22 protein-coding genes and 1 riboswitch are annotated in these 25,800 nt (G+C 39.1%); of the genes, 8 read left to right on the plus strand and 14 right to left on the minus strand.

From position 1 onward, the window contains the following. Positions 1-101 precede the first annotated feature (101 nt). The gene (locus AC3WSK_RS24935; RefSeq protein ID WP_427481587.1) at positions 102-1,775 is read right to left on the minus strand and encodes a methyl-accepting chemotaxis protein; all 1,674 of its coding nucleotides are present in this window, start codon (positions 1,773-1,775) and stop codon (positions 102-104) included. Positions 1,776-2,258: 483 nt separating this feature from the next. Between AC3WSK_RS24935 and AC3WSK_RS24940 the strand changes: the two genes are divergently transcribed. Beyond that, complete coding sequence (locus tag AC3WSK_RS24940) at positions 2,259-3,428, plus strand: FtsW/RodA/SpoVE family cell cycle protein (protein WP_427481585.1); 1,170 nt, start codon at positions 2,259-2,261, stop codon at positions 3,426-3,428. 176 nt (positions 3,429-3,604) lie between these two features. On the opposite strand, the gene AC3WSK_RS24945 is transcribed toward AC3WSK_RS24940, so the two are convergent. Genes AC3WSK_RS24945 through AC3WSK_RS24955 form a run of 3 tightly spaced genes read right to left on the minus strand, consistent with a single transcriptional unit; the run spans position 3,605 to position 7,952 of the window. Beyond that, positions 3,605-4,963 carry an aspartate aminotransferase family protein gene (locus AC3WSK_RS24945; RefSeq protein ID WP_079559318.1) on the minus strand — a complete coding sequence of 453 codons (1,359 nt, stop codon included), beginning with the start codon at positions 4,961-4,963 and terminating at the stop codon, positions 3,605-3,607. 25 nt (positions 4,964-4,988) lie between these two features. After that, positions 4,989-6,518, minus strand: coding sequence for a CoA-acylating methylmalonate-semialdehyde dehydrogenase (locus AC3WSK_RS24950; RefSeq protein ID WP_492414884.1), 1,530 nt, complete (start codon positions 6,516-6,518; stop codon positions 4,989-4,991). Positions 6,519-6,542: 24 nt separating this feature from the next. Then, positions 6,543-7,952, minus strand: coding sequence for an amino acid permease (locus tag AC3WSK_RS24955; protein ID WP_492414885.1), 1,410 nt, complete (start codon positions 7,950-7,952; stop codon positions 6,543-6,545). Positions 7,953-8,178: 226 nt separating this feature from the next. On the opposite strand from AC3WSK_RS24955, the gene AC3WSK_RS24960 reads away from it, so the two are divergent. Further along, a complete protein-coding gene (locus AC3WSK_RS24960) occupies positions 8,179-9,747 on the plus strand; it encodes a PucR family transcriptional regulator (protein WP_492414886.1) in 1,569 nt (522 codons plus the stop codon). 74 nt (positions 9,748-9,821) lie between these two features. On the opposite strand, the gene AC3WSK_RS24965 is transcribed toward AC3WSK_RS24960, so the two are convergent. Further along, on the minus strand, positions 9,822-10,616 hold the full coding sequence (locus AC3WSK_RS24965; protein WP_079559314.1) for a carbon-nitrogen family hydrolase: 795 nt from the start codon (positions 10,614-10,616) through the stop codon (positions 9,822-9,824). Positions 10,617-11,117: 501 nt separating this feature from the next. Between AC3WSK_RS24965 and AC3WSK_RS24970 the strand changes: the two genes are divergently transcribed. The 5 genes from AC3WSK_RS24970 to AC3WSK_RS24990 all read left to right on the plus strand — a co-directional run bounded on the left by AC3WSK_RS24970 (position 11,118) and on the right by AC3WSK_RS24990 (position 16,585). Further along, the gene (locus AC3WSK_RS24970; protein WP_492414887.1) at positions 11,118-12,287 is read left to right on the plus strand and encodes a pyridoxal phosphate-dependent aminotransferase; all 1,170 of its coding nucleotides are present in this window, start codon (positions 11,118-11,120) and stop codon (positions 12,285-12,287) included. Between the two features lie 313 nt (positions 12,288-12,600). Next, positions 12,601-12,705: riboswitch (SAM riboswitch) on the plus strand. A gap of 90 nt (positions 12,706-12,795) precedes the next feature. Next, on the plus strand, positions 12,796-13,626 hold the full coding sequence (locus AC3WSK_RS24975) for a MetQ/NlpA family ABC transporter substrate-binding protein (RefSeq protein ID WP_079559312.1): 831 nt from the start codon (positions 12,796-12,798) through the stop codon (positions 13,624-13,626). 104 nt (positions 13,627-13,730) lie between these two features. Beyond that, the gene (locus tag AC3WSK_RS24980) at positions 13,731-14,756 is read left to right on the plus strand and encodes a methionine ABC transporter ATP-binding protein (RefSeq protein WP_079559311.1); all 1,026 of its coding nucleotides are present in this window, start codon (positions 13,731-13,733) and stop codon (positions 14,754-14,756) included. Next, positions 14,749-15,420 (plus strand): methionine ABC transporter permease, encoded by a 672-nt coding sequence (locus tag AC3WSK_RS24985; RefSeq protein WP_079559310.1) that lies wholly within the window; start codon positions 14,749-14,751, stop codon positions 15,418-15,420. The genes AC3WSK_RS24980 and AC3WSK_RS24985 overlap by 8 nt, the downstream gene beginning before the upstream one ends. A gap of 13 nt (positions 15,421-15,433) precedes the next feature. Next, positions 15,434-16,585 carry an alpha-hydroxy acid oxidase gene (locus tag AC3WSK_RS24990; protein WP_079559309.1) on the plus strand — a complete coding sequence of 384 codons (1,152 nt, stop codon included), beginning with the start codon at positions 15,434-15,436 and terminating at the stop codon, positions 16,583-16,585. Positions 16,586-16,739: 154 nt separating this feature from the next. Here AC3WSK_RS24990 and AC3WSK_RS24995 read toward each other — a convergent pair whose 3' ends face one another. Together AC3WSK_RS24995 and AC3WSK_RS25000 are read right to left on the minus strand one after the other, a co-directional pair. Next, a complete protein-coding gene (locus tag AC3WSK_RS24995) occupies positions 16,740-17,939 on the minus strand; it encodes a glycine C-acetyltransferase (protein ID WP_170938865.1) in 1,200 nt (399 codons plus the stop codon). Positions 17,940-17,997: 58 nt separating this feature from the next. Next, positions 17,998-19,074, minus strand: a complete 1,077-nt coding sequence (locus AC3WSK_RS25000) for a nucleotide kinase (protein ID WP_079559307.1) — start codon at positions 19,072-19,074, stop codon at positions 17,998-18,000. A gap of 120 nt (positions 19,075-19,194) precedes the next feature. On the opposite strand from AC3WSK_RS25000, the gene AC3WSK_RS25005 reads away from it, so the two are divergent. Continuing rightward, entirely contained in the window at positions 19,195-19,374 is a 180-nt protein-coding gene (locus AC3WSK_RS25005) for a hypothetical protein (protein WP_492414888.1), read from the plus strand. Between the two features lie 98 nt (positions 19,375-19,472). Here AC3WSK_RS25005 and ybaK read toward each other — a convergent pair whose 3' ends face one another. The 7 genes from ybaK to AC3WSK_RS25040 all read right to left on the minus strand — a co-directional run bounded on the left by ybaK (position 19,473) and on the right by AC3WSK_RS25040 (position 25,778). After that, positions 19,473-19,967, minus strand: coding sequence for a Cys-tRNA(Pro) deacylase (gene ybaK, locus AC3WSK_RS25010; protein ID WP_492414889.1), 495 nt, complete (start codon positions 19,965-19,967; stop codon positions 19,473-19,475). Between the two features lie 24 nt (positions 19,968-19,991). Continuing rightward, complete coding sequence (locus AC3WSK_RS25015) at positions 19,992-20,717, minus strand: hypothetical protein (RefSeq protein WP_492414890.1); 726 nt, start codon at positions 20,715-20,717, stop codon at positions 19,992-19,994. A 551-nt stretch (positions 20,718-21,268) separates the two neighbouring features. Then, positions 21,269-21,829, minus strand: coding sequence for a VanZ family protein (locus tag AC3WSK_RS25020; protein ID WP_094075055.1), 561 nt, complete (start codon positions 21,827-21,829; stop codon positions 21,269-21,271). 224 nt (positions 21,830-22,053) lie between these two features. Further along, a complete protein-coding gene (locus tag AC3WSK_RS25025) occupies positions 22,054-23,592 on the minus strand; it encodes an acyl-CoA carboxylase subunit beta (protein ID WP_079559303.1) in 1,539 nt (512 codons plus the stop codon). Between the two features lie 264 nt (positions 23,593-23,856). Then, complete coding sequence (locus AC3WSK_RS25030) at positions 23,857-24,639, minus strand: enoyl-CoA hydratase (RefSeq protein ID WP_079559302.1); 783 nt, start codon at positions 24,637-24,639, stop codon at positions 23,857-23,859. Next, positions 24,636-25,553, minus strand: a complete 918-nt coding sequence (locus AC3WSK_RS25035; RefSeq protein ID WP_079559301.1) for a hydroxymethylglutaryl-CoA lyase — start codon at positions 25,551-25,553, stop codon at positions 24,636-24,638. Before AC3WSK_RS25035 ends, AC3WSK_RS25030 begins: the two co-directional genes overlap by 4 nt. A gap of 12 nt (positions 25,554-25,565) precedes the next feature. Then, the gene (locus AC3WSK_RS25040) at positions 25,566-25,778 is read right to left on the minus strand and encodes an acetyl-CoA carboxylase biotin carboxyl carrier protein subunit (RefSeq protein WP_079559300.1); all 213 of its coding nucleotides are present in this window, start codon (positions 25,776-25,778) and stop codon (positions 25,566-25,568) included. Between the last annotated feature and the right edge of the window lie 22 nt (positions 25,779-25,800).

The raw sequence follows: 25,800 nt of genomic DNA on the forward strand, positions 1-25,800 counted from the left end.
CCGGTTCAATACCGAACTCATTTTACTCAAGCTGCCTAATGAAATAACCGTGTCTAACTTTTAGGGGTCACTTCAATTCAAAGAAAGGTCCTTTGTTCTTATTAAATTGAGAAACGCTTTACGGCTATTTGTAAAACTTTCGATACCTTATGTAGCTCTTTAATATAATCATGGAATTGCTGCTGCGCGGTTAACTGATCAGCAGTTAAAGTAGCTACATGTTTAGTTGATGCTGCATTTGTATCCGAAAATGATGTTAACATCGCCGCATCATCACTAACTTTTTTCGTATGGTTAGCAATTTCTTGAACGGTTGCAGATACTTCCACTATATACGGCTTCATTGTATGTACTTTTTCTAAAATTTGATCAAAGCTTGTCGCTGTATCCCCGGTAACCTGTACGCCCTTTTCAGTTGCGACTAACACTCCATCCATCATTTGCACAGCATAGCTAGAATCTAAATGAATGTTTTGTACGATGGACGTAATCGTTTTTGTTGAGTGGACTGTCTGCTCTGCAAGCTTTCGTACTTCATTGGCCACAACAGCAAATCCTTTACCGTGCTCCCCTGCTCTAGCAGCTTCAATAGATGCATTTAAGGCTAGGAGGTTTGTTTGCGCTGTAATTTTTTCAATTACCTCAACCATTTGATCGATTGTAGCTGCTCTTTCTACAAGATTAAAAATGGCAGTATTCGATTTTTCAACTGCCCGTTTAATAGCCTGTATTTGTGTTAAATTTGCCTGTACAATTTCCGTACCGCTTTCTGCATCCCGTGCAGTTTTATGAGCAAAGTTTTCAACAACCTGTACCTTTTCTAAAATCACTTGCACACCATTTAGCACTTCCTCTAGCGACGCTGTATTGGAAGCTAATTTCTCAGTAGAAGCAGCAGTTGAATTTGAAATGGACTGCACATCCTTTGCAATTTTACGTGTCGTGTTAGACGATTGCTCGGATGATTCCTGCAGTTTCCCAGTCATTTCTTCAACCTCATGTGCACTATTTGATACTGTGTGAAGTAGTCTTTTCACCTCTGTGACCATTTGATTGTAAGACAATACGACTTCGCCAAGCTCATCCTGTGCCACATAACTGGCATTCGCGGTGAAGTCACCCTGCTCTGCACGCTTTAATAATGACTTCAATTGACGCGTTGGTATATTCACAGCTTTTGTTGCTATAAACCCTATACAGATGACTAGCAAAACAACAAATAAACATACTCCACCTAATAGCCAATAACCAAATTGTACATCTTTCAGATATGTCTGTTGCTGTTCCGTAGCCCTCTGAACCAAATAGCTTTGAATATCTTCTAATAATGAATGACTTTGCTGGCTTACAGGCAAATACGATTGCGCATAAAATGATTGTTGTTCATTGCGACCCAATTGCTTATAGCGATCAATCAAGTCCACTTGCTGTGCTAGCAAGGTCTTCAATTTCTTCATCTGATGGTTCATCTTTTTATCGATTTCTAGACTTTCTAAATGATTTAAAGGCTGCTCAGCATTTTTTAAAATGCCAGACATTTCTCGATAAACCCCAGCTGAACTCACTAAATAATCTAATTGTCGTTGTGACTCCTCTAGTTCATTTAACCATCCGATCGGCACAAGTCCCTCTGTATAGCTTTCACTTGCATGCCATGACATTTTCCGTAAATAATCAACACTAAAAATACCTAGCAATACATTCGATAGTACACAAACAATCATCAGTACAAGTAGCTTGTCCTTCACCATTATGTATCGAAAAAAACGCATCATCTTCGGCTCCTTCTCCAACTCTTACCAATAATAATAGTATGAAGATATAAAGCTAGTGTTTTGTTTTTGTAAAGATTTCGCGAAGAGTTGTGAAATTTATCCCATATCCACCTCAGGGTGTTATGATATTAGTCCTCATCAAATACCTGCAAGAACATGCCGATACGATTAAGAAATTGCCTCCACATTATGTTGAAGAGCTTTACTTCCCTCGCAACCTCCCACAGCTTTGCTTCCGTACATAAATCAACCAAACGTCATCTTGGTAATCCTACGAATTCACTCATATAGCATCAAATGTAAAATTAACAAAATAGTAAAAACGATTTATAATTTCCAATAATCATAATAATCATTTATTTCGCAACCTTCTTCATTTCCTATCGTTGTCTATTAATAGTATGGTTTAAGTTTATCTTCATTTTGCTAAGTGTTTTTAGTAGCACAGCAACTATTACACCATTGATCAAAGGAGGTGTTTGAATGTTACAGTTTAATAAATTAGATAAAACTTTAGTCATTAGCTTGTCATTGCTCGGTATCATTAGTTGTCTCTTCGTTCATTCCAGTAGCACAGTGTTTGAGCAGTATACAAGCTCGTTTATTACAAAGCAGCTTTTTTATTACCTAATCGGATTTTTAGTTATGTATGGAGTAGCAACACTTGATATTGAGCAGCTTAAAAAAATAGGATGGCCATTTTATTGGGCGATGGTCTTATTAACATTTGCTTTATTCATTGCACCCGAAAGTATAGCCCGGACTGTCAATGAGGCGAAGCGTTGGTACCAAATTCCAATGTTAGGATCATTTCAGCCGTCAGAGTTTTTAAAGTTCGCGCTTTTAATCGTTGTTAGTAAGGTTATTGTGGCACATCGAGAAAAATTTGTGCGCCCTACTTTTTTAACGGATATGCGACTACTCTTCATCATTGCTATTATCACTCTTCCCCCTATGCTTGCTGTTTACAAGCAACCTGATACGGGCATGGTCATGCTTTATATGTCGATGATTGTACCGATGATTTTCTTTTCAGGTATACAAAAAAAATTGCTAATAATCTTTACAGTCATTCCAGTATCAATTCTCAGCGTTGTGGCTATTCTATATGTAAAATTTAATGAATTTTTTACAGACAAAATTTTAAATAAAATGTCAGGGCATCAGGTTTCTCGAATTAATGGATGGTTGCAGCCAAATGAATATCCGGACTCATCTTTTCAAACGAGGCAGGGATTTTCAGCAATTGGTACAGGGCAGTTTACCGGAAAAGGTTACATGAACAATAATGTCTATGTCGTGGAAAAGCATACAGATTTCATTTTCGCAAACATTGCTGAAGAGCTCGGGTTCATCGGCGGGGCATTTGTCATTGCTCTTTTATTCTTCGTTATTTACCGCATTGTTCTTATTACAGTACAAGCAAAGGACCCATTTATGACGTTGATGGGAGCTGGTATTTCTAGTTTATTAGCCTTCCAAATTACACAAAATATCGGTATGACCATTGGACTTTTACCTGTAACAGGGATGACATTACCATTTTTAAGCTACGGCGGAAGTTCACTCATCTCCAATTTCATGTTAATGGGCATTGTGTTGATTATCTACAATTCTTATAGTGGCTACATGTTTAAAACTACAAAAGAGTAAGGTGACGGGTATGAACAACACTATAAAAAGGAGAATCTTATTATTGCTATTCCTAACAGGGGGAGCTTTGTTCATACTCCTACTGCGCCTTGCCTTTCTTATGCTATAAGACAATCAAAAAGCTGTCTCAAAAGTATTTTACGACTTTAGAGACAGCTTTACTTTTAGATTTTATATTATGCCTGCACTTTATGAATACTATCAATCACAACTTTTATGATTGTATCAAGATCCTCTTGTACAATATTAAGTGGTGGAGATAATGTTAATACGTTATTAAAGCCTGCAACAGTTGCGCCATTTTTACCTATAATAACCCCCTGCGCCTTACATGCGGCAATAACAGCATTTACTTTATCTACTGGTAAAGGCTCCTTCGACGTTTTATCTGACACTAACTCGATGCCCATTAATAAGCCTTTGCCTCGAACATCCCCAACTTTCGGGTGATTACCTAATGCTTGCTGAAGTGTTTGGAGGGTAGTAGCTCCAACTTCAGTAGATCTTTCAAATAATGCTTCTTGCTCAAGAATCTCAATATTTTTTAATGCAACCGCACATGCGACTGGTGATCCACCAAATGTATTAACATGGCGGAAATAGCCGTATGCATCAGAGCCAGTGAATGCCTCATAAATTTCTCGTTTTACCGCTGTAGCTGATAATGGTAAATAGGCACTTGTAATCCCTTTGGCCATCGTAATAATATCTGGTTTTACGCCGTAGTTCATGAATCCAAATGGCTTACCTGTTCGACCGAAGCCACAAATTACTTCGTCTACAATCATTAATGCTCCATGTTTTTTACATACTTCCTCAATGCCCTTTAAGTAGTTCTCCGGAGGCATAATGACGCCCCCACCTGTAATAATTGGCTCTAAAATCATCGCGGCTACTGTTTCACTTAGCTCCCACGTCATCGTTTTATCGACAGCCTTTACGCTTGCTAAATCTGTTGGAGCAAGTGTATCACTTTCATGTTCTCGATATTGATCAGGTGGCGCTACATGAATAAAGCCAGGAGATAATGGTTCATATTTATATTTGCGTTCCGCTTGCCCTGTCGCAGCCAAAGCTCCGAAAGAATTCCCGTGATAGGCACGGTAGCGAGAAACGATTTTATAGCGAGAGCTTTCTCCTTTTTGTTGATGATACTGACGTGCAATTTTAAACGCAGTTTCATTAGCCTCTGACCCACTATTGGAGAAGAAAATAACATAATCTCCACCAAGCATTTCATTGATTTTTTCAGCCAGTTCAACTGCTGGTAAATGTCCCTGCGATAAAGGAGCATAGGCGTTTTTCATCATTTGCTCATGGGCAACATCTGCTAATTCCTTGCGTCCATAGCCTACATTTACACACCATAATCCTGCCATTGCATCGATGTATTCAACGCCATCTGTATCAACGATCCTCGCACCATTTGATTTTTCAACTACATATGTTGCTTGTGGATTGTAAGGTTTCATTGAATGCCATACATATTGTTCATCTTTCTTTAAAATATCACTTTTAAGATTTACTTGAACCATATCTATACACCCCTTTATGTTATTTTCACTTAGTCACATCGTTATTGCTTGGAAACGCAAATGAACTTGTCGTATCCTCTGTTTCATCCGGCCAGCGTTCAGAAATTGTTTTCGCTTTCGTAAAGAATCGTGCTTGGTCCGGCCCAAACATATGCCCTTCACCAAACTTAGAGCGCTTCCATCCGCCAAAATTGTGATAGCCAACTGGAATCGGAATCGGAACATTAACGCCTACCATTCCTACTTCAATTTCTTCCTGGAATTTACGCGCCGCCGAACCGCTGCTCGTAAACATCGTGACACCATTCCCGAGTTCGTGGTCATTAATTAAATCAATAGCTTCTTGTAAGGATTCGACACCTACAACAATACGCGCAGGACCAAAAACTTCCTCTTTAAAAATAGTCATTTGTGGAGTTACGTTATTTAACAATGTCGGTCCAAGGTAAAAGCCTTTAGACGTTTCGCATATTTTCGGGTTTCGGCCATCCGTTACAAGATTAGCCCCTTCTTCAACAGCACCATCGATATATCGAAGAATCGTATCTTTTGATTGTTGCGTAATAACTGGGCCAAAATCTACATCGCCATCTGTATATGGACCAACCTTTAATTTCAAGATTTTATCCTTTAATATTTCTGTAAAGCGTTGCTCCGTATCTTTCCCAACGACGATTGCTCCAGAAATAGCCATACAACGCTGAGACGCCGCTCCAAATGCTGCACCTAGAAAGGCATTAGCTGTTTGCTCTAGGTTTGCATCAGGCATGACAATCATAAAGTTCTTTCCGCCACCAAATGCAGCGACACGTTTATTGTGCTTCGTCCCTGTTTGATAAATATATTCCGCAACAGGTGTAGATCCAACAAATGAAATTGCTTGTATCTCTTTATTTTCAAGCAGTTCATTAACCGCTTCTTTATCACCATTAACAACTGTCCAAATGCCATCTGGCAGTCCTGCCTCTTTCCATAACTTACTTAAATATAATGCCGAGATTGGCACACGCTCAGATGGCTTTAAAATCACTGCATTTCCTACTGCAACTGCCATACTCGTAATCGCTAGCGGCACCATAACAGGGAAATTAAATGGAGCAATTGTAGCAACAACTCCAAGTGGGGCTTTTGCAGAGAAGGCATTAATATTGCCGCCTACATTCACCGAGTATTCTCCCTTCAGCATTTGCGGGGCACTGATTGCCATATCTACGGATTCAATGCCACGAACAATTTCGCCCTTTGCATCTTCTTTTGTTTTCCCACTTTCCTCACAAATGACTTCGATGAGCTCATCCTGTCTTTCTACTAATAACTGACGGAAACGATGTAAAACCTCAACCCGTTTGCCAATCGATGTCTTTTTCCATGCAGGAAATGCTGCCTCTGCTAGCTGGATAGCCTGCTTCACTTCATCTTTAGTTGCTAACGGAACTTGCGCAATGATCTCTCCTGTTGTTGGATTATACACGTCTGCGTAACGACCACTAGTACCAGCTGTTTCAACACCATTAATAAAATGTGATAATGTTTTCATTTTTTGCTGAACTGTCATAATTTCCCCACTCCTCGTTTATAGTTATTCAAAATCCAACTCTTCCTTTTGGAAAATAGAGCTAGCTTCATCTACCGGGTTAGGCGACTTTTTCTTTTGTGTAACTAAATAGAAAATCATCACTACTGCCACTACGATGCATGTAAATAAGATTTGTGAACGCATCGATTCAATAAAGAACATGGCGATCAGTAATGCTGTTATAACCAAGATTGTGAAATACGTTAAATATGGGAATAACCACATTTTCACTTTTAATAGCTCGGGGTTCTCTTTCTCTATTTTCCGGCGCATTTTTAATTGTGAAAATGCAATGATTAAGTAAAGAATCAATGTAATTGCACTACATGAACTAAGTAAAAACATAAACACTTTATCTGGTGAAACATAGTTCATAATAACGGCAATATAAGAGAAGAATGTCGCTGTTAAAATAGCATTAACAGGTGAACCCTTTTTATTTAATTTCAAAAATTCCTTTGGGGCCTCCCCCTTTTCCGCTAAAGAAAATACCATTCGAGATGTAGCGTAAAGCGCAGAGTTTAAGCACGATAAAACCGCTGTTAAAACAACAAAATTCATGATTTGTGCAGCTGCGGGTATTCCGATGTAATCCAACACTGCGACATAGGGACTAGTTAAAATATCCGAGGAATGCCAAGGTAATAATGTGACAACTACCGTTATCGATCCCACGTAGAAAATCAAAATACGCCAAGTAATTGAATTCGTAGCTTTTGTCACTGCTGCTAACGGTTCGTCAGATTCCCCTGCCGCAATGGCCACAATTTCTGTGCCCATAAAGGAGAAAATAACAATGACTACCCCCATCAGGACAGCTCCAAAACCATTCGGTAAAAAGCCACCCTCACCGATTAAATTAGCAGTACCTACTGCATTAAAATTAGGTGCGATACCAAAGATAATAAATGCACCAAGTCCAAGAAAAGCTATAATACTCGCAACCTTAATAAGAGAGAACCAATATTCAAATTCACCAAAAGCTTTTACGGAAAGGACATTTGTTAAAGTAAGTGCGACAGTTAATAAAAGACTTAGTAACCATAAAGGAATCCCATCATACCAATATTGAATGATTGCAGCTGCTGCAGTTGCCTCTAAAGCAATGGCAACAACCCAGAAAAACCAATATAACCAGCCAATCATAAAACCAGCCCACGGACCAATGGCTTCATGTGCATAATGCGCAAAAGACCCACTTGTTGGATTGACAGCTGCCATTTCTCCAAGCATTCGCATGACGAGAATAACGATAATGCCCGCAAATATATAAGATAAAATTGCGCCAGGGCCAGCAAGGTTTATTACTGAGCCACTTCCCATAAATAGACCCGCTCCGATAACCCCCGCAATCGCGATCATCGTCATATGCCTTTTCTTTAACCCTCTCTGTAAATGCGTTTGTTGCTCCATATTCAGCTCACCTCTTTTATTAGATTGGATTACCGCTTACTAAAATTTTACATGTTACATAGAAACGAAGGTATAGACAAACTGTAAAATTCTATACATTTGTTTTAAACATAATGTAAAATAGACTAAACATTCTAAAAATATAATATTTAAGTTAATTTCAGCAAAAATAATACCTCAATGAGAAAACTAGAAAAATATCTATGTTAAAAGGAGGGAAGTTAACATGAGTCAATTTAAGCTTCAAGTGAAGGATGTATTAGAAAACACATACTTCCAAAGTGCGGAGGTCGTAGCTGGTGAGGATGGTTTATTACGAATTGTAAAGTGGGCTCATGTCATTGAAATTATACAAGTAGATAATTTTCTAGCTGGTGATGAATTAGTTTTAACAACAGGAATTAGCCTTCAGCACAGCATCGAGAACTTTATCTTTTTCGTGGAATCCTTAATCGAAAAAAATTGCGCGGCATTGTGCATTGAATACGGGACTTCCATACAGACCATCCCAGAAGTGATTGTAGCTCTTGCTAACCGGCACAGCTTCCCTATTATCGTTTTTCATGACACGGTTCCTTTCGTCCGTATTACACAAGATTTACATAGTCAAATTATGAATCAGCAATATTTAATGATCTCTACTTTAGAATCCTACTCCCAAGCATTAAATAAAAATGCTTTATTAGGGCAAAACGCAGAAGATGTTTTACAAAATATGTATCATGAATTGAAGACACAAATTGTCTTTTCTATTAAAGGTCGAGAGCCTATCTTTTTTCCAAATATGCCGCATACTAAGCGCCAGCAACTAGTTACGCTGAAAAAATCAGCACCCGTATTTAAAAATGAGCCCATCTTTATTTTTGACCAGCATTATGCAGATTTAACGCTCTATAGAGAGGATGGTCTATTCTCAGAGTTTGAATTACTTATTTTAGATCGTACAGCTACTGCCTTAGCACAACTTTTAATGAGAGAATTTTATATTGAAGAGAAAAGGGACATTGAGGATGCCTCTATTTTAGGAGATTGGATTGATCAAAAACTATCGAAAGAGGAAATTTATAAATTTATCGTTACCTATCATTCTAACTATAAGCTTTCTAGCGGGGCTGTTTTTATGTTAGCAACGCCTAATGCAGTCTCTAAAGTACAAGAGGATATTGTCTACAGCAAGCTCTACTATCGAAACCTTTTTGAGCAAAATGGATTTATACCATTTCTATATGAAAGAAAAAGCTATGTCATTTTTATTTTACTCCATAAGAAAGATAGTAAATCTAGTCGCGAATTATTAAATACGTTAGTTTCTTCCCTGCAGAAAACCGATTTTTATAAAAAACAACTAGTTCAAGGGTATCAAGTTGCCATTGGCAAAGTCGTTGCAGACGTAGAGGAAATACCGAAGAGTTATCAAACTGCACTCGAAACATTGTATATTTGCAGTAAAGTACAAACTACATCTTATTTTTATGATGATTTACATTTGTATCACCTCATCTATAAATTACAGATGCAAGTAAATTTACAGGAAGTGATTCAAGATTATTTACAGCCAGTTATTGAATACGACAAAAAATATAATAGTAAGCTATTAGAAACGCTGCAAGTATATTTGCAAACGAACGGCTCTAAACAACAAACCGCAAATCAACTGTTCATCGTACGCCAAACGCTCTACCATCGTTTAAAAAAGCTTGAAAGTCTTTTAGGGAAAAATTTCATGAAGGGGCATAATCGAATTACGCTTGAATTTATGTTGCTCGCCAATTCTTTAATTGAGGATAAAAACTAACTGCTGATTTATGATTGATCAGCGATGTTGCAAGAATAGCACGCTCAAAGTCGCTATGAGCGTGCTATCAGATTTTATTTTTCGGTAACTACTCCACTATATAACGTTGGTCTGCGGTCGTCATACACTGGAATTCTGCCCCGTACTTCATCGACAATCGAGAAGTCCACGTCAATGACAGCTACTTCCTCATCCTCTGCACCAACCCAAAGCACTTCGCCCCACGGTTGAATAATCATTGATTGACCATTGAAGTTTTCTACTTTTCTCGATATACGATTAACAGCAATCACGAAGCATTGATTTTCGATGGCACGTGCTTGCAGCAATGTGTTCCAATGATCGATACGCGGCGTTGGCCATTGTGCCGGTACGAACAATACTTTTGCGCCCTCTAAAGCGTGAGCACGTAGCCATTCTGGGAAGCGAATATCATAGCAAATCACGCCTGCAGCCTCGATATCACCAAGGGCAAAGCGATTCATTTCATCCCCTGCTTCTAAATATAAATGCTCGTCCATCAAACGGAAAAGATGTGCCTTGTTATATTCACCAACTAACTCACCGTTGCTATCAAACGTATACATCGTGTTGTAAAATTTATCGCCCTTCTTCGTCGAAACAGAGCCCCCAACAATATGTACGCCAAGCTCTTTCGCTAAGTTTGATAAAAATGCTTTCGAACGTTCTCCATCCACATCTGCAATCTCTGATAATTTTTCAAGTGCATAGCCTGTATTCCACATTTCCGGTAGTACAATGATTTCTGCACCTTGTTTTGCCGCTTCACGAATCTTGTCCTCCGCACGAGCAAAATTTTCTTCTACTTTGCCAAAACCAACATTTAGTTGGATACACCCAATTTTCATCTTAATTCCTCCCCTAGTCCCAAAAATATTTCTTTTTCTGCATTTGTGTTTTTCTATTTTTCATTATACTACAAGTAAAAATGATATCGCTGTTGTCTGAGCTAAGAGCAGCTTTGGAACAAAAACAAAAAGACCAGGATCTCAGCAATAAAGTGAGCCCTGGCCTTTTCGCGAAAGTGAATCTTACTAATCAATTTTGCTCTTAGTTTTAGATTCTATTAATTAGTACGATTAAGTTTAATAAAAGTTACAGTAATTAAAAAAAAAATTAAATATTATTTTAAAGGGTTTAAAAGTAAAGCCAAAACCTATGTTTTACGGGCATTGTTAAGATGCCTCAGATGTTGGCATAATTACGTCAAGAATCGGCTTTGTACTTAGGCTCGCATGCTCTTTGCTTGTATTTTGTGCGTCCATCTTTGTAAATAGAGACTCTAGACAATTAGTAAAAAAAGTAATATTATTTGCATCAATTATTATTTTCTAAAAAGGAGAACATGCATGGAATTCTCAAAAAAACTACAGCAACTCCCGACTCAATTTTTTGCAGCATTGGTGCAAAAAGTGAATTCTGCTTTAGCAGAAGGGCGCGATGTTATCAATCTCGGTCAAGGCAATCCAGATCAGCCCACTCCCCAACACATTATAAAAGCGTTACAGGAAGCAGCTGAAAACCCTCAACATCATAAATATTCTCCATTCCGTGGCATCGTAGAATTACGTCAAGCAGCCGCAGACTTCTACAAACGTGAATACAATGTTGATATTGATCCTGAAACTGAGGTAGCTATTCTTGGTGGTACAAAAATCGGTCTTGTTGAGCTGCCGTTAGCGGTTTTAAACCCCGGTGATACAATGTTATTACCCGATCCTGGATATCCAGATTACTTATCTGGTGTCGTATTAGGTGATGTTAATTTTGAAGTCATGCCACTTTTCGCAGAGAATAATTTCCTGCCCGATTATAATGCTTTATCCAATGAAGTAAAAGAAAAGGCAAAGCTTCTTTACTTAAATTACCCGAACAATCCAACTGGTGGTACTGCAACACTTGAATTTTTCGAGGAAACGGCGCGCTTTGCTAAAGAGCACAACATGATTGTCTCACATGATTTCGCTTACGGTGCAATTGGATTTGACGGCAAGAAACCTATTAGTTTCCTGCAAGCGGAAGGTGCCAAAGAGGTCGGCATCGAGATGTATACATTATCTAAAACATATAATATGGCAGGCTGGCGTATTGGATTTGCAGTTGGTAACGCTGATATTGTTGCGGCTATTAATCTTATTCAAGATCATCTATTTTGTAGTCAATTCCCTGCCGTACAACAAGCAGCAGCGGTTGCCCTTACAGCATCTCAGGATTGCGCGAATAAGCTAAGAGCGACTTATGAGCGTCGACGAAATGTTCTTATCGAAGAAGCACAGCGAATTGGTTGGCAAGTAACCGCACCAAAGGGCTCTTTCTTTGCATGGCTCCCTGTTCCATTAGGTTATACAAGTGAGCAGTTTACTGATGTATTGCTCGATAAAGCTGATATCGCAGTAGCTGCAGGCAATGGCTTCGGTCAATACGGTGAAGGCTATGTTCGTGTAGGTTTACTTGTAAGTGAAGATCGCTTACGTGAAGCAATCAGCCGAATTGAAAAATTAAACTTCTTTAATTTATAAGCATTGGATTTCCTTCCATTCAAAAACTGTCCTATTAGTTCACACTCGCTATAGGGGCAGTTTTCATTTCATGATCTTTCTTGGTTGCCTCAACCCTTCTTCTAACGGATAAATTGAACATGACCTTTGATTCATCAAACTATCTAATACACTGTCCTGATAACAATATTTCCACCCTACCCTAGCAAGAATTCCCATGCCTCTTTCGCGATCAAATAGTATAACAAAAAAAAATATTTCAAAAATTCGATTGACTTACTATATCCTATAATCTATATTAGATATATCGGATTTACAAAAAAATATTATAAATCTCTTATCAAGAGTAGCTGAGGGACTGGCCCTATGAAGCTCGGCAACCTCCTTTTTTAAGGAAGGTGCCAAATCCAGCAAACGATCATCGTTTGAAAGATAAGAGAGGACGTTTTTTCATGAGCCTCTCTTAATTTTTTTAAGAGAGTTTTTTTTATTTTTACCAGCCGATAAAACAACTTTGGAGGTATGTCTCATGAAAAAGAAAAACAAAATTTTACTAGGTTTAGCGAGTCTCACATTAGTAGCAGCATTAGTAGGCTGCGGTACTAATGAAGATAAAGGTAGTCAAGGTAAGGCTATTAATGAAAATAAAATTGTAGTAGGTGTAACTTCTGGTCCACACGAACAAATTGCAGAGGTTGCAGCAAAAGTTGCCAAAGAAAGTGGCTTAGAGGTAGAACTAAAAACGTTCTCTGATTATGTTTTACCAAATACATCGTTAGCCGAGGGTGATCTTGATGTAAACAGTTATCAACACAAGCCTTTCCTCGATGCATTTAACAAAGATCACAAAACAGATTTAGTACCAGTAGGAAAAACAATTTTAACTCCTATGGGCATATACTCTGATAAATATAAATCATTGGATGAAGTTCCTGATGGTGCTACATTCGGATTACCAAATGATCCAACGAACGGGGCTCGTGCTCTATTTGTTCTTCAAGAGGCAGGCATCATTAAATTAAAAGAAGGTGCAGACTTAACAGCATCTATTCGCGATGTGGAAGAAAACAAAAAGAATTTTAAATTCATTGAATTAGAGGCTGCACAAATTCCGAAGCAGCTTAGTGAAGTAGATGTGGCAGCTATTAATACGAACTTCGCTCTTGATGCTGGTATTGATCCTAAAAAAGACTCCATTCTTTTAGAATCTACTAACTCTCCATATGTAAACTACATTGCGGTACGTGCTGAAAACGAGGATGACCCAGCGATTAAAAAATTTGTTGAAGCCTATCAATCTGATGAAGTACGCAAATTTATTGAAGAGGAATTCAAAGGTTCTATCATTCCAAGCTGGTAAGTAACGATGAAGGGCCTTTCATAAATTGAGAATCTGCGAGACTCCTATAGGTATGCTAGCAGATTCTTGCTTTATAGAAGGACTTAGAAAGGAGAGTTCACAGTATGATTCAACTAGAAAATATAACAAAAGAATTTAAAACTAAAAAAGGTATCGTTAAGGCAGTAGATGGCATTAACCTGCATGTCAAAAAAGGTGAAATTCATGGGGTTATTGGCTACAGTGGCGCAGGAAAAAGTACCCTTATTCGCTGTGTTAATTTATTAGAGCGTCCAACAACAGGAAAAGTATTGATCGACAATGTAGATATTACTTCCCTTTCTTTAAACGACCTCCGCAAAACACGTCAAAAAATCGGCATGATTTTCCAGCATTTTAATCTCTTAAAAACAGCGACCGTTTACAACAATATCTCGGTACCATTAAAGCTTCTAGGCTATAACGACTCTGAAGTGAAAAAACGCGTCGCAAAATATGCAGAAATTGTTGGCCTAACAGAGAAATTAGATAGTTATCCTAGCCAACTTTCGGGTGGTCAAAAGCAACGTGTCGCTATTGCACGTGCCCTCGCCCAAGAGCCTGAGATTTTACTCAGTGATGAAGCAACAAGTGCTCTCGATCCTGAAACAACTGAAGCTATTCTCGAGCTTCTCTTGAAAATTAACCGTGAGTTGGGCATCACTATTTTACTCATTACACATGAAATGAATGTTATTCAAAAAATTTGCGATGATGTATCCGTTCTTGAATCAGGGACGGTTGTGGAATATGGCTCTGCTATAGAACTATTTTCGAAGCCTCAGCACCCAACGACACGAAAGTTTTTAAACACTATTTCTCAACGTAATTTATCTTCTTCCCTAATCGAACAATTAAATCTTTCCGGAAGTGTGATTCGCTTAACATTCCTTGGTGAAAGTACCGGGAAGCCATTACTTGCAGAAGTGAGCAAAGTTTATGATGTACAACCAAATATTTTAACAGCCAATATCATTGAATTAAAAAACGGCATCGTCGGTAATATTGTCGTGCATCTACACGGTAAGGCACATATCGTTGAAAAGGCACTTACGTATTTTATAGAAAACGGGGTATGCGTTGAGGAATTAGGAGGCGAATTAAATGAATAGCATTCAAAGTTTCTTTGCAGACTGGTCAGATGTTATTGGGCAATCCATTTTCGAAACCTTTCAAATGGTCGGGATTTCATTATTGTTTTCTATTTTAATTGGGATCCCTTTAGGGCTTTTAATCGTTTTAACTCGTCCGGGGCAATCATTTGAAAATAAATTTCTCTATCAATTTTTCAATTTATTTATTAATATTATTCGCTCTGTACCGTTCATTATTTTACTATTCTTCATTTTACCGTTCACGAAGCTGATCGTTGGCACAACTATTGGTGTAAAAGGTGTTATTGTGCCGCTTGTTGTTTATACAGCACCTTATATTGCACGACTTATGGAAACGGCACTTTTGGAAGTTGATCCAGGTGTTGTGGAAGCTTATACAGCAATGGGTATTAAACGTCGTCACATCATTTGGAATGTCTTACTACGTGAGGCTCGTCCATCCATTATTTTAGGCTTAACAATTGCCACAATCGGTCTGATAGGAGCAACAGCAATGGCTGGAATGGTTGGCGCTGGTGGTTTAGGTGATCTCGCATATCGTTACGGTCATTTACGCTATGAGGTCGATGTGATGTATGCGACAGTGTTTATCTTAATCATCCTTGTTCAGATTATTCAATCAATGGGTAACCGCTTTGCTGCGAAACTTAAGAAAGATTAATAGGAGGATGACGATGACTAAAACAACACATGGTGATCTACTGTTAAAAAATATTAATGCACAAGCCCCCTTCCCTATTTGCTTTGCAGATTTAGAAAAGGCTGTTGCAGAAAAAATGGAAGCTGGTCCGTTTGGCTACATTCGTTCAGGTGCTGGTGGTGAGCAAACATTACGGAATAACCGTGGAGCCTTTGAAAAATACTCTATTATTCCACGCTTTTTACATGATGTTTCAAGTATTGATACATCGATTGAGCTGTTCGGAAAAGTACATCCAACCCCGCTCTTATTTGCTCCTGTTGGCATGAACAAAATGGCACATGACGAGGGAGAGCTTGCCGTGGCACGTGCGGCTGATCAGTTAAAAATTCCTTATATTCAAAGTACAGTTTCAAGCTATGCACTTGAGGATGTGGCACAAACAGCCCCCACTGCTACTAAATGGTTTCAATTATATTGGTCAACAAATGAGGAAATTGCATATAGCATGGCCGCCCGAGCCGAGGCTGCTGGTTTTGAGGCTATTGTTTTAACTGTAGATACCGTCATGCTTGGCTGGCGTGAAGAAGATGTTCGCAATCAATTTTCACCTTTAAAACTTGGGTATGCTCGAGGAAACTATATGAATGATCCTGTTTTTACTGCTTCCTTACCAGATGATTCATTCGAGTCATATGTACAGGGCGTTTTGCAAAATGTGTTCCATCCTACATTAAATTGGGAGAATGTACGTGAATTAAAGCGCCGTTCTAATCTCCCTATTTTACTGAAGGGAATCTTACATCCTGAAGACGCAAAACTAGCTATTGAAAACGGCATTGACGGTATTATCGTATCAAACCACGGTGGTCGCCAATTGGATGGCGTAATTGGTTCACTCGATGCCCTTCCTGATATTGTGAAAGCTGTAAAAGGACGAGTTCCTGTCATTTTAGATAGCGGTGTGTATCGTGGCATGGATGCTCTTAAAGTACTCGCTTTAGGAGCTGATGCTGTTGCCATTGGTCGTCCCTTCGTCTACGGACTTGCATTAGATGGGCAGCAAGGAGTCGAAAAAGTAATGACGAATTTATATGATGAATTAAAAGTTTCCATCGCTTTAGCGGGGGCAATATCTATAAAGGGACTACGTGATATTACATTAGTGAAAAAAGATGGAAAGTGAATAAATCGTCCGGCAGTTTGAGGTGGAGATAAGAGACTTATCGGAATAAATTTGTGTTTTATCGGAACAATTTTGAGATTTATCGGAACGTTTCACCGATTTATCGGAACGTTAATATAAAAAGGGCTACCTCCTATTGAGGCAGCCCAATTTTTTATTGAATAACGCCTAGTTCACGGCCGACTTTTTCATAGATTGCTAGAGCGCCGTCCAACATTTCTTTTGTATGTGCCGCTGTAGGCATGTTTCGAACACGTCCTGTACCTTTTGGAACTGTTGGGAAAACGATTGATTTAGCGTAGACGCCTTCTTCAAATAGGCGACGTGAAAATTCCTGTGTAAGCTTTTCATCACCAATAATACATGGTGTAATCGGCGTTTCAGATTCGCCAATATTAAAGCCTAATTTAGCAAGACCCGCCTTTAAATAATCGCCATTTTCCCAAAGCTTATCGTGCAGCTCTGTTGAGTCAATCAGCATTTGCACTGCTGCTGTAATCGCAGCAACATCACCTGGTGGTAATGCTGTTGAGAATAAAAATGGACGAGAACGCACTTTTAGCCAGTCAATTAAATTTTGCTTACCAGCTACATATCCACCAACAACACCAATTGCTTTAGAAAGTGTACCAATTTGGAAGTCGATTTCTTTTTCTAAACCGAAATGCTTCACAGTACCCTTTCCTTTACCTGTTACCCCTGATCCGTGCGCATCATCTACATATGTTATTAAATCAAACTCTTTCGCAATCTCAACGATTTCTGGTAATTTTGCAATATCACCGTCCATTGAGAATACGCCATCCGTAATAACCATGACTTTATTGTATAAGCCTGATTCTGTTGCTGCCTTTGCCTTTGCACGTAAATCATCCATATCGGAGTGATTATAGGCAATAATTTTGGCACGTGATAAACGACAGCCATCGATAATCGATGCATGGTTTAATTGGTCTGAAAGAATCGCATCATTTTTATCCATAACAGCTGAAATTGCTGCCATATTACAGTTAAAACCGGATTGATAAGAAATCGCTGCCTCTGTTCCTTTAAATTCAGCAAGCTTTTCCTCTAATTTTACGTGTAAATCAAGTGTACCGTTAATCGTACGGACTGCTCCAGCCCCCACACCATATGTCTCTATTGTTTCTTTGGCAATACGCTTTAATTCTTCATTCGTTGCTAAGCCAAGATAGTTGTTTGAGGATAGATTAATTAGATTTTTGCCACGTACCTGAATAATGGGTCCGTTTGCTCCCTCTACTGGATCAATTTCATTGTATAAGCCTTGTTCATGTAAGTCTTGTAGGTTTTCATCTAAAAATGCATTCAATACTTTTGACAAGCGTATCATCCTTTCCTAGGAAAACTGTTCTAGCTCCTAGTGTAGCACAAGCATGATATAAGAAAAATTACTTTGTTAATCTTTCGAATAATGGGGCAGTTTTTTCTCGCCAAAGAGATGACGATAGACAATTATCTATTAAGCGACGGACTGTATACTCCGCTTCCGCATAACGCTTCGAATAACCCATTGCATCCTGCATTGCTTCTTTATACTTTGCTCGAATATCTTCAATTTGAACTTCAGCTTCTTGTGAAATTGCGCAATGTTTCCCTATATCGAAAATTTCATCCCCTAATCTGCCGTCCTCTGGATCAAAGATATGAGGATCCGTACTATCAAAGATGCAGAAATTTAATTCCGGGATAAGAACCATATCAACAGAGTTTGCATCCAAGCCACACCAAATAATTTGCGCATCGAGCCCTCTCGCATTCGCTTCGTCTGCCAAACCTTTCATTAACGAAGATTTACCTGTACCTGGCTTCCCTTTGATCATCAATCTCCGAGATACATTTTTCGTTATACTATCTACTGTATTTTCGGCCCCCCTCGGAGTTAACGTTCCGAGTAAGCGATGCGTGCGCATACCTGTTTTGTTTAAGACCATCGATTGGAAAACCTCTGCCTTTAAATGTTCAACCTGGTCATTTAATGCCCCCCAGTTCATACAGCTCTGTGTCACTACTTCCCAATCATCATGAATCTTTATAGCTTTAGTAAGCGACGAAATACACTTCTCACGCCATGACTCTCGTTCCGCCATCGTATTAGCAAGCTGTTCGCCAACCTTTTCAAGCTGGATTTCTTCTAAGCAATCATAAAATGACATCACCCGATGCTTTGTGCCAAGAAAAGTCGGTTCAATCCCCCACTCCGATGACCATACAAATAATCGATTACAGCCTTGAACGTATACTGCCTCTACAACATCCTCCAGCAAAGCATGCTTAAACCACTCCACCGAAAAGCCCTGCTTTACATAAAAATACCCAAGCTCTTTCAGAAGCTCAGATCCTTTAAACGTCGGTGCACCCTGCAAAATATAAACTAATTCTGCCTCATCCATCATTTCTTTATATAAATGTTTAACTCCTTGCCCAGTCAGTGCGTGTCCATAGTAATAGGTCACATTTCCGTTCAATTTCGATCCCCCTTTCTTATGCCTTGCATTATATGAAGGAACCTTTTAAAAAATGAAAAGCTACTTTTAAATTTTTACGAATAGGATAAAAGTCGAGTTTTTAAGTTTGGAGGGCGATGTATGATAAAAAAAATTGGGACTGTTTTGTTTGTAATTGGTATAGCAATGACGTTAATAGGTATGCCTTATTTATTGGGTTATTCAAAAAATGAATTTTTAAAGTACGCTTTATATTTAGGAATGTTAGTAACGATTATATTTACCCCTGCACGTACAATAAAAAAACAAAATAAAAAGTAATGTTTTCGAATTAAAGACAGTGCCCGACTATCCGAGCAGTTTATCGCTCATCTAAGTGACACTTCCGCAAATAGACAATAAAAAAACTACCCAGCATATCATTTTTGGGTAGTGGTGATTGATGCAAGCTTTGCTTTTGTCACAGCGACTAAATCATCTAGCTGAACGTGGATTTGCATGCCGATTTTTCCGGCACTCACAATAATACTTCCTTGCTCTTGAGCTGACGCATTAATAACAGTCGGATAAAGCTTCTTCATACCGACTGGAGAGCATCCGCCTCGCACATAGCCTGTATAGCCAAGTAACTCCTTGACTGGGAGCATGTCGATTTTTTTCTCTCCGATAACCTTTGCAGCAGCTTTTAAATCAAGCTCATCTGCTACAGGTATAACAAATACAAAAAGCTTTTGTGCACTTGCCTTTGCTACTAATGTTTTGAAAACATTAGAAACTGGGTGACCAATTTTTTCAGCAACTGATATTCCGTCAACTTGGCCGTCACCAGTCTCATATTCAATTACGTCGAATTGTATTTTTTGTTGCTCCAATAATCTTATCGCATTTGTTTTCGCATGCTTTGCCTTCGCCATATTAAAAATCTCCTATCTGCAGCATTAGGCTATCAAGGAGATCATGGAGTCATTTCCCGGTCGATAGCCTTCTTTTGCTATTTGAATATGAGTGGCATATTTTTCAGAAGCGTTTTTAAATGTTCGCGCTCTGTATGCCTCCTCATAACTCTTACCGAAAATTGTATCTACAAATGGATCCAATTTCAATTCCTTAGTAAACCGTTCTGGTACTTTGACGTCAATACCTTCACGTACAAAGGCAGGCTCACTGTCATCTACCTCTTGACCATTTAATTGCGCTTGCATGTGCTGTATTTGAGCATTTGCACTTGCTGCTACACGTAAATCCTGTGGTGATGGCTGCGGGGGTGCTAATGCTGAATTCCTCACTTGCTCTAAAATTTGTAACGTGTCCTCGGCATTCCCATCCTCTACTACAGACGCTTCCTCATCTATACGCTCTAACTGAGAATAATGCATTTGCGTTTGCTCATGTTCGAACACATTTTTCGTTTGTTGCAAATCTTGAATGATTGCTTGCTGTTGAGGTGTGATCTCTTTCGCTTCCTCTTTTTGTTGCTCATAGAGTTCTTGATCTGTATGCCCTAAAAGTAAATTTTCTAGCTCAAGCAATAATGGATTTTTCTTTGGCGGAAAATACAGTGCGTTTTTTCGATAGGCATCCCCTGCTTGTTTTCGTTGTAAAATCTTTTTACGATTATCGTGTGATGACAGTCTTTCTTGTTCTATTAAACTTGATAGTTTCATATAATTCACCTCAGCTTTCTATTTAATATGCAAATTCAATAAAAGATATGATTCTATCTTTTATTTTCTATACTCTTACACTCTAAACAGTTTCTTACATTAATTATCGGAATTTTCTTTATTAATTTCAAGAGTTAATTAATACTAAGCTCCTAAAGAAATAATTCACTTTTGACAAAATAGGTACAAAGACCTCATCTAACCCCCGATATTATGCTCATTTAGTATTTCTATATCTGTATCATCACCAAAACATGCGGTTGATTTCCGTTCCGACTGGGCGCTTTGTTGTTGCTGTCACTACGCTTTCGCACAGATAAAGCATTTGCTGCCGCTTGCTTTCGCTACAGAAAACTTTTGATGTTGGACACGAAGGCGTTAGCACAGGATGTGATGCTTTTAGCCTTCGTTCCTCTATTGCTGTTCCCCAAGGAGTCGCCCAGCCTCCACTCCAATCAGCTTATTTACATAGTAGACTTTTAATAAAAACTTTTCGTGATGAATCCTAAATTTGTTACCACTAAAAAACAGCCCTTTTGCAAGGACTGTTTCTATCTATCTTTAGGTTTAATAAGTATACTTTTATAGGCTAGGTAGCCAAGCCATGCTCCTAGTGTATTTAAAATTAAATCATCAATATCTGCTGATCCAACCGTAAAAATAAACTGGATAGTTTCTACCGCTAGGCTAGAGATAAAACCTATACAAATAACGATCCAAGCTTTCCGGCACTTTTTTGATAATAGTGGTAGTAAAAAGCCCATTGGGGTAAATATTAATAAATTGCCGAGTAAATTAATAATAATGATATCAACATTAAAATACTGAGCGTAATTTATATAGCGCAGAATTGTATCAAAGGGAATAAAATTTGTTGTTAATCGCCAGTTACTATAATCAAACAGCCCTAATTCACCAAGAGAATACTCGCCATTGAACAACATAACAACTACATTCACAAGACGATCAATGACTAGTTTATAAAAAGCTATTACAGAATAGATACAAAAAAAGATCCACCCTGCTATCTTTATCGGTAAATAATATGTATCTATTAAAGAACGATAAGGTAACGGTAGCTTGGCTCCACTATGTATACTATTTTTTGTCATGCCTATACCACCTACTTCCCTATATCCTCACATAATTTTAATATTCACCGCTTCCCTAAGCAAGTGGTAATAATAAGGTGGATAAAGCCTTGTAGCATACTATCGCAAATTATGTAACCTTCACATCTGTCTGGGTTCGATTAGAAAAGAGATGACTGAACATCATGTTAAACACAAAATAAAAAAGCTGCCTCAATGAGCTGAGACAGCGTTATTTCAAGGCCTTATACTGGATTTACTCCATGTTTACGTTCTGAGAATAATAAGTACTTTGACATATAAAGCTCTAAGCGTGATTCAAGTGCTTTTCTTAAATCATTTGGCTCTATAACGTCATCAATGATCAGCTCTGAAGCTAGACGATAGACATCGATTTCCTCTTGGTATTCCTTGCGTTTCTCTGCGATAAAGCTTGCTTGCTCCTCTTTTGGGAGTTCAGCAATTTTATTGGCGTATACTGCGTTAACTGCGGCTTCAGGGCCCATTACAGCAATTTGTGCATTGGATAATGCAATACAGCAATCTGGCTCAAAAGCAGGACCTGCCATTGCATACAGCCCTGCACCGTATGCCTTCCGAACAATGACCGTTAATTTAGGAACGGTTGCCTCGCTCATTGCAAAAATCATTTTGGCACCATGGCGTATTATCCCTGCTTTTTCAACCTGCGTACCAATCATAAACCCTGGTACATCGGCAAGGAAAAGAAGCGGAATATTAAACGCATCACAAAGTGAAATGAACTTTGCAGCTTTATCAGCTGAATCGTGGAACAAAACGCCCCCCTTTACGCGCGGTTGGTTGGCGATAATTCCAACGGGTTGCCCATTAATGCGCCCTAGCCCGGTAATTAATTCTGGAGCGAATAATTTTTTCACTTCACAGAACGAATCTTCATCAATAATACGTTCAATTAACTTATACATATCAAAAGGAACGTTTTGATTTTTCGGTATTAGCTCATCAATCGATTTTTCAAATGAAGCTGGTGGTTTTGGAGCCTCTACCTTACTACGCTCTGCAAAGTTATTCGGGAAATAGCTCAAGTATTTACGAGCATAGGAAATAGCTTCCTGTTCTGATTTAGCAAGCACATCTCCACAACCGGAAACAGAACAGTGCATTTTCGCTCCACCCATTGTTTCCAAGTCTACCTTCTCGCCTATAACCATTTCTGCCATACGAGGAGATCCTAAATACATCGATGCATTACCTTCTACCATGACAACAATATCGCAGAATGCAGGGATATAGGCACCACCTGCCGCAGAAGGGCCAAACAGTAAGCATATTTGAGGAATTTTACCTGAAAGCTTTACCTGATTATAGAAAATGCGTCCTGCTCCTCTGCGACCAGGAAACATTTCTAATTGGTCAGTAATACGTGCACCTGCTGAATCGACTAGATACAGTAATGGGCAATTTAGCTTTTCAGCTGTTTCTTGAATCCGAATCATTTTTTCTACTGTACGTTTCCCCCAAGAGCCAGCTTTAATCGTCGAATCGTTTGCTAAAACACAAACAGTACGACCATGGATTTTACCGATTCCTGTGATTACGCCATCTGCTGGTAGGTCCCCTGCTAAGCAGTTCGCGTACAAGCCATCTTCTGATTGAAGCCCATCATCTAATAATAATTCGAGTCGTTCACGTACAAATAGCTTTCCTTGTTGTGCATTTTTATCGTGATATTTTGGCAGGCCACCTGCTAAAATTTGTTCCTTCATTGTTTTCGTCGTATTTTCTGTCGGTACATTGCTCATAGTTAATTCCTCCTTTTGCCCAAACGGTTACGCCTCAGCATAAATAATTAATCATATACCTAGATTTCAGTTCATCATCATAGCGTGGGGTTGATTTCCGTTCCGGCTGGGCGCTTTGTTGTTGCTGTCGCTACGCTTTCGCACAGAGCAAAGCTTCCTGGGGGCGTTCGATGAGCCCCAAGAAGTCACCTAGCCCCACTTTTGATGATATGCCAATATTTTAAAATCCTACTTTATAACTTTTCAAAATCTATTATCAGGTCTTTATTTCCCTAGGTATTGCGGTGTTCGCTTTTCCTGGAAAGCAAGTAAGCCCTCTAATCGATCTTCTGTAGGAATCAGAGCATTATATGCAAGTGATTCGATTTTTAAACCAGTAGCTAAGTCGACTTCAACACCTTGATTCATGGCGATTTTCGCCTGTACTAAAGAAAGCGGAGCATTTTTTGCCATTTCAAGCGCAAGCTGCTGTGCCTTTTCAAGTACTTCATGTCCTTCATGAACATACTCTACAATGCCGTAACTTCTTGCTTCCTCTGCATTTAATCGACGTGCTGTATAAATTAATTCCTTCGCTTTTCCAATGCCAATTAGTCGTGGAAGTCGTTGTGTACCTCCAGCCCCTGGGATGATGCCGAGAGATGTTTCCGTAAGGCCTATCTTGGCATGGGCAGCTGCCAGGCGTAAGTCACAGGCTAACGCTAGCTCGAGTCCGCCACCAAAAGCAACGCCATTTAATACGGCGATAACTGGTTGAGCGAGTGCTTCTACTTTTGCCACTGTTGCTCCGATTAATTGCACAATCTGCTTTACTTGTCGGTCTGGCATCCCTTTACGCTCTTTTAAATCTGCTCCTGCGCAAAAGGCTTTTTCCCCCGCCCCTGTTAGTAAGACGACTCGTACTGAAGGATCACCATTTATGTTGTCGAGTGTCGCGCTAAGTTCTTGGAGCAATTGTACAGACATCGCATTTGCCGCTTCCGGTCTTGAAAGGGTAATAAGCCCAATGCAACCATCTAATAATTCAAAACGAACGAGTTGCGTCATATTTGACTCGCACTCCTTTCATTACGGGCAATCGCCATTTGTTTAGAGGCGACTGCCTTCCCTAGTTTCTGTTCAATAAACAGTGCAGCCTCTAGCACTTTATTCAGTTCTACACCCGTTTTAATACCCATTCCATCTAATAAATACAATAAATCTTCCGTAGCCACATTACCTGATGCTCCTTTGGCATATGGACAGCCCCCAAGTCCACCAAGCGCGCTATCAAACTTCGTAATGCCCATTTCTAAAGATTTAACGATATTTGCTAGCGCTGTACCACGTGTATCATGAAAATGCATCGCAAAATTTTCTACAGGGTATCTTTTTAATAATTCTTCTAAAAGACTTTCCACCTGTGTCGGTACACCAACACCAATCGTGTCACCTAGAGAAATTTCATCGACGCCCATTTCCAGTAATTTTTCTGTTACTCGCAAAACTTTTTCTGGTTGTATGTAACCTTCATACGGGCACCCAATCACCGTTGAGATATAGCCCCGTACGTTTTTATGCGCTGCCTTTGCCCCGTCCACAACTTCCTGTAATATCGGAAATGTTTCATCGATTGATTTATTAATATTACTTTGGTTATGGCTTTCACTTGCCGACATAAAAACACTCACTTCGTCTACTTCAGCCTGCAATGCACGTTCTAAGCCACGCATGTTCGGTACTAGTGCCGCATACGTGATATCTTTTTGGCGTTTAATGGCTTGAAGAACCTCCACTGCATCAGCCAGCTGTGGAATCCACTTCGGATGCACAAAAGACGTTACCTCGATATAATTCAATCCAGTTTGACTAAGTAAATTTACTAGCTGTATTTTATCGGCAGTTGCAATATGCGTTTTCTCATTTTGCAAACCGTCACGAGGACCAACTTCCTTTAACGTTACATGCTTTGGTAGCTGCATAAAGAAGCCTCCTTATTCGATTTCTAAAATATCGTCATCTACGTTAATGAAATCTCCTTCATTCGCAATGATTTTTATAACTACGCCATCTTCTTCTGCTGCAATAGGAATCTCCATTTTCATCGACTCTAAAATTGCCACATCTTGTCCTGCAGTCACTTTCTCGCCCTCTGTTACAACGATTTTCCATACTGTTCCTGCCATGCTCGCTTTAACTGTTGCCATTGTAAATCCCTCCAAATGTATG

This window comes from Lysinibacillus sp. EB271-A1-10B, from assembly GCF_058791335.1.

Coding starts and splice junctions, on each gene's coding strand:
- AC3WSK_RS24940 (WP_427481585.1), top strand. CDS start 2,259: ATGTTACAGTTTAATAAATTAGATAAAACTTTAGTCATTAGCTTGTCA.
- AC3WSK_RS24990 (WP_079559309.1), top strand. CDS start 15,434: ATGACTAAAACAACACATGGTGATCTACTGTTAAAAAATATTAATGCA.
- AC3WSK_RS25015 (WP_492414890.1), bottom strand. CDS start 20,717: ATGAAACTATCAAGTTTAATAGAACAAGAAAGACTGTCATCACACGAT.
- AC3WSK_RS24975 (WP_079559312.1), top strand. CDS start 12,796: ATGAAAAAGAAAAACAAAATTTTACTAGGTTTAGCGAGTCTCACATTA.
- AC3WSK_RS24950 (WP_492414884.1), bottom strand. CDS start 6,518: ATGACAGTTCAGCAAAAAATGAAAACATTATCACATTTTATTAATGGT.
- ybaK (WP_492414889.1), bottom strand. CDS start 19,967: ATGGCGAAGGCAAAGCATGCGAAAACAAATGCGATAAGATTATTGGAG.
- AC3WSK_RS24980 (WP_079559311.1), top strand. CDS start 13,731: ATGATTCAACTAGAAAATATAACAAAAGAATTTAAAACTAAAAAAGGT.
- AC3WSK_RS24955 (WP_492414885.1), bottom strand. CDS start 7,952: ATGGAGCAACAAACGCATTTACAGAGAGGGTTAAAGAAAAGGCATATG.
- AC3WSK_RS25025 (WP_079559303.1), bottom strand. CDS start 23,592: ATGAGCAATGTACCGACAGAAAATACGACGAAAACAATGAAGGAACAA.
- AC3WSK_RS25005 (WP_492414888.1), top strand. CDS start 19,195: ATGATAAAAAAAATTGGGACTGTTTTGTTTGTAATTGGTATAGCAATG.
- AC3WSK_RS25030 (WP_079559302.1), bottom strand. CDS start 24,639: ATGACGCAACTCGTTCGTTTTGAATTATTAGATGGTTGCATTGGGCTT.
- AC3WSK_RS24985 (WP_079559310.1), top strand. CDS start 14,749: ATGAATAGCATTCAAAGTTTCTTTGCAGACTGGTCAGATGTTATTGGG.
- AC3WSK_RS24935 (WP_427481587.1), bottom strand. CDS start 1,775: ATGATGCGTTTTTTTCGATACATAATGGTGAAGGACAAGCTACTTGTA.
- AC3WSK_RS25020 (WP_094075055.1), bottom strand. CDS start 21,829: ATGACAAAAAATAGTATACATAGTGGAGCCAAGCTACCGTTACCTTAT.
- AC3WSK_RS24945 (WP_079559318.1), bottom strand. CDS start 4,963: ATGGTTCAAGTAAATCTTAAAAGTGATATTTTAAAGAAAGATGAACAA.
- AC3WSK_RS24970 (WP_492414887.1), top strand. CDS start 11,118: ATGGAATTCTCAAAAAAACTACAGCAACTCCCGACTCAATTTTTTGCA.
- AC3WSK_RS25035 (WP_079559301.1), bottom strand. CDS start 25,553: ATGCAGCTACCAAAGCATGTAACGTTAAAGGAAGTTGGTCCTCGTGAC.
- AC3WSK_RS24965 (WP_079559314.1), bottom strand. CDS start 10,616: ATGAAAATTGGGTGTATCCAACTAAATGTTGGTTTTGGCAAAGTAGAA.
- AC3WSK_RS24960 (WP_492414886.1), top strand. CDS start 8,179: ATGAGTCAATTTAAGCTTCAAGTGAAGGATGTATTAGAAAACACATAC.
- AC3WSK_RS24995 (WP_170938865.1), bottom strand. CDS start 17,939: ATGATACGCTTGTCAAAAGTATTGAATGCATTTTTAGATGAAAACCTA.
- AC3WSK_RS25040 (WP_079559300.1), bottom strand. CDS start 25,778: ATGGCAACAGTTAAAGCGAGCATGGCAGGAACAGTATGGAAAATCGTT.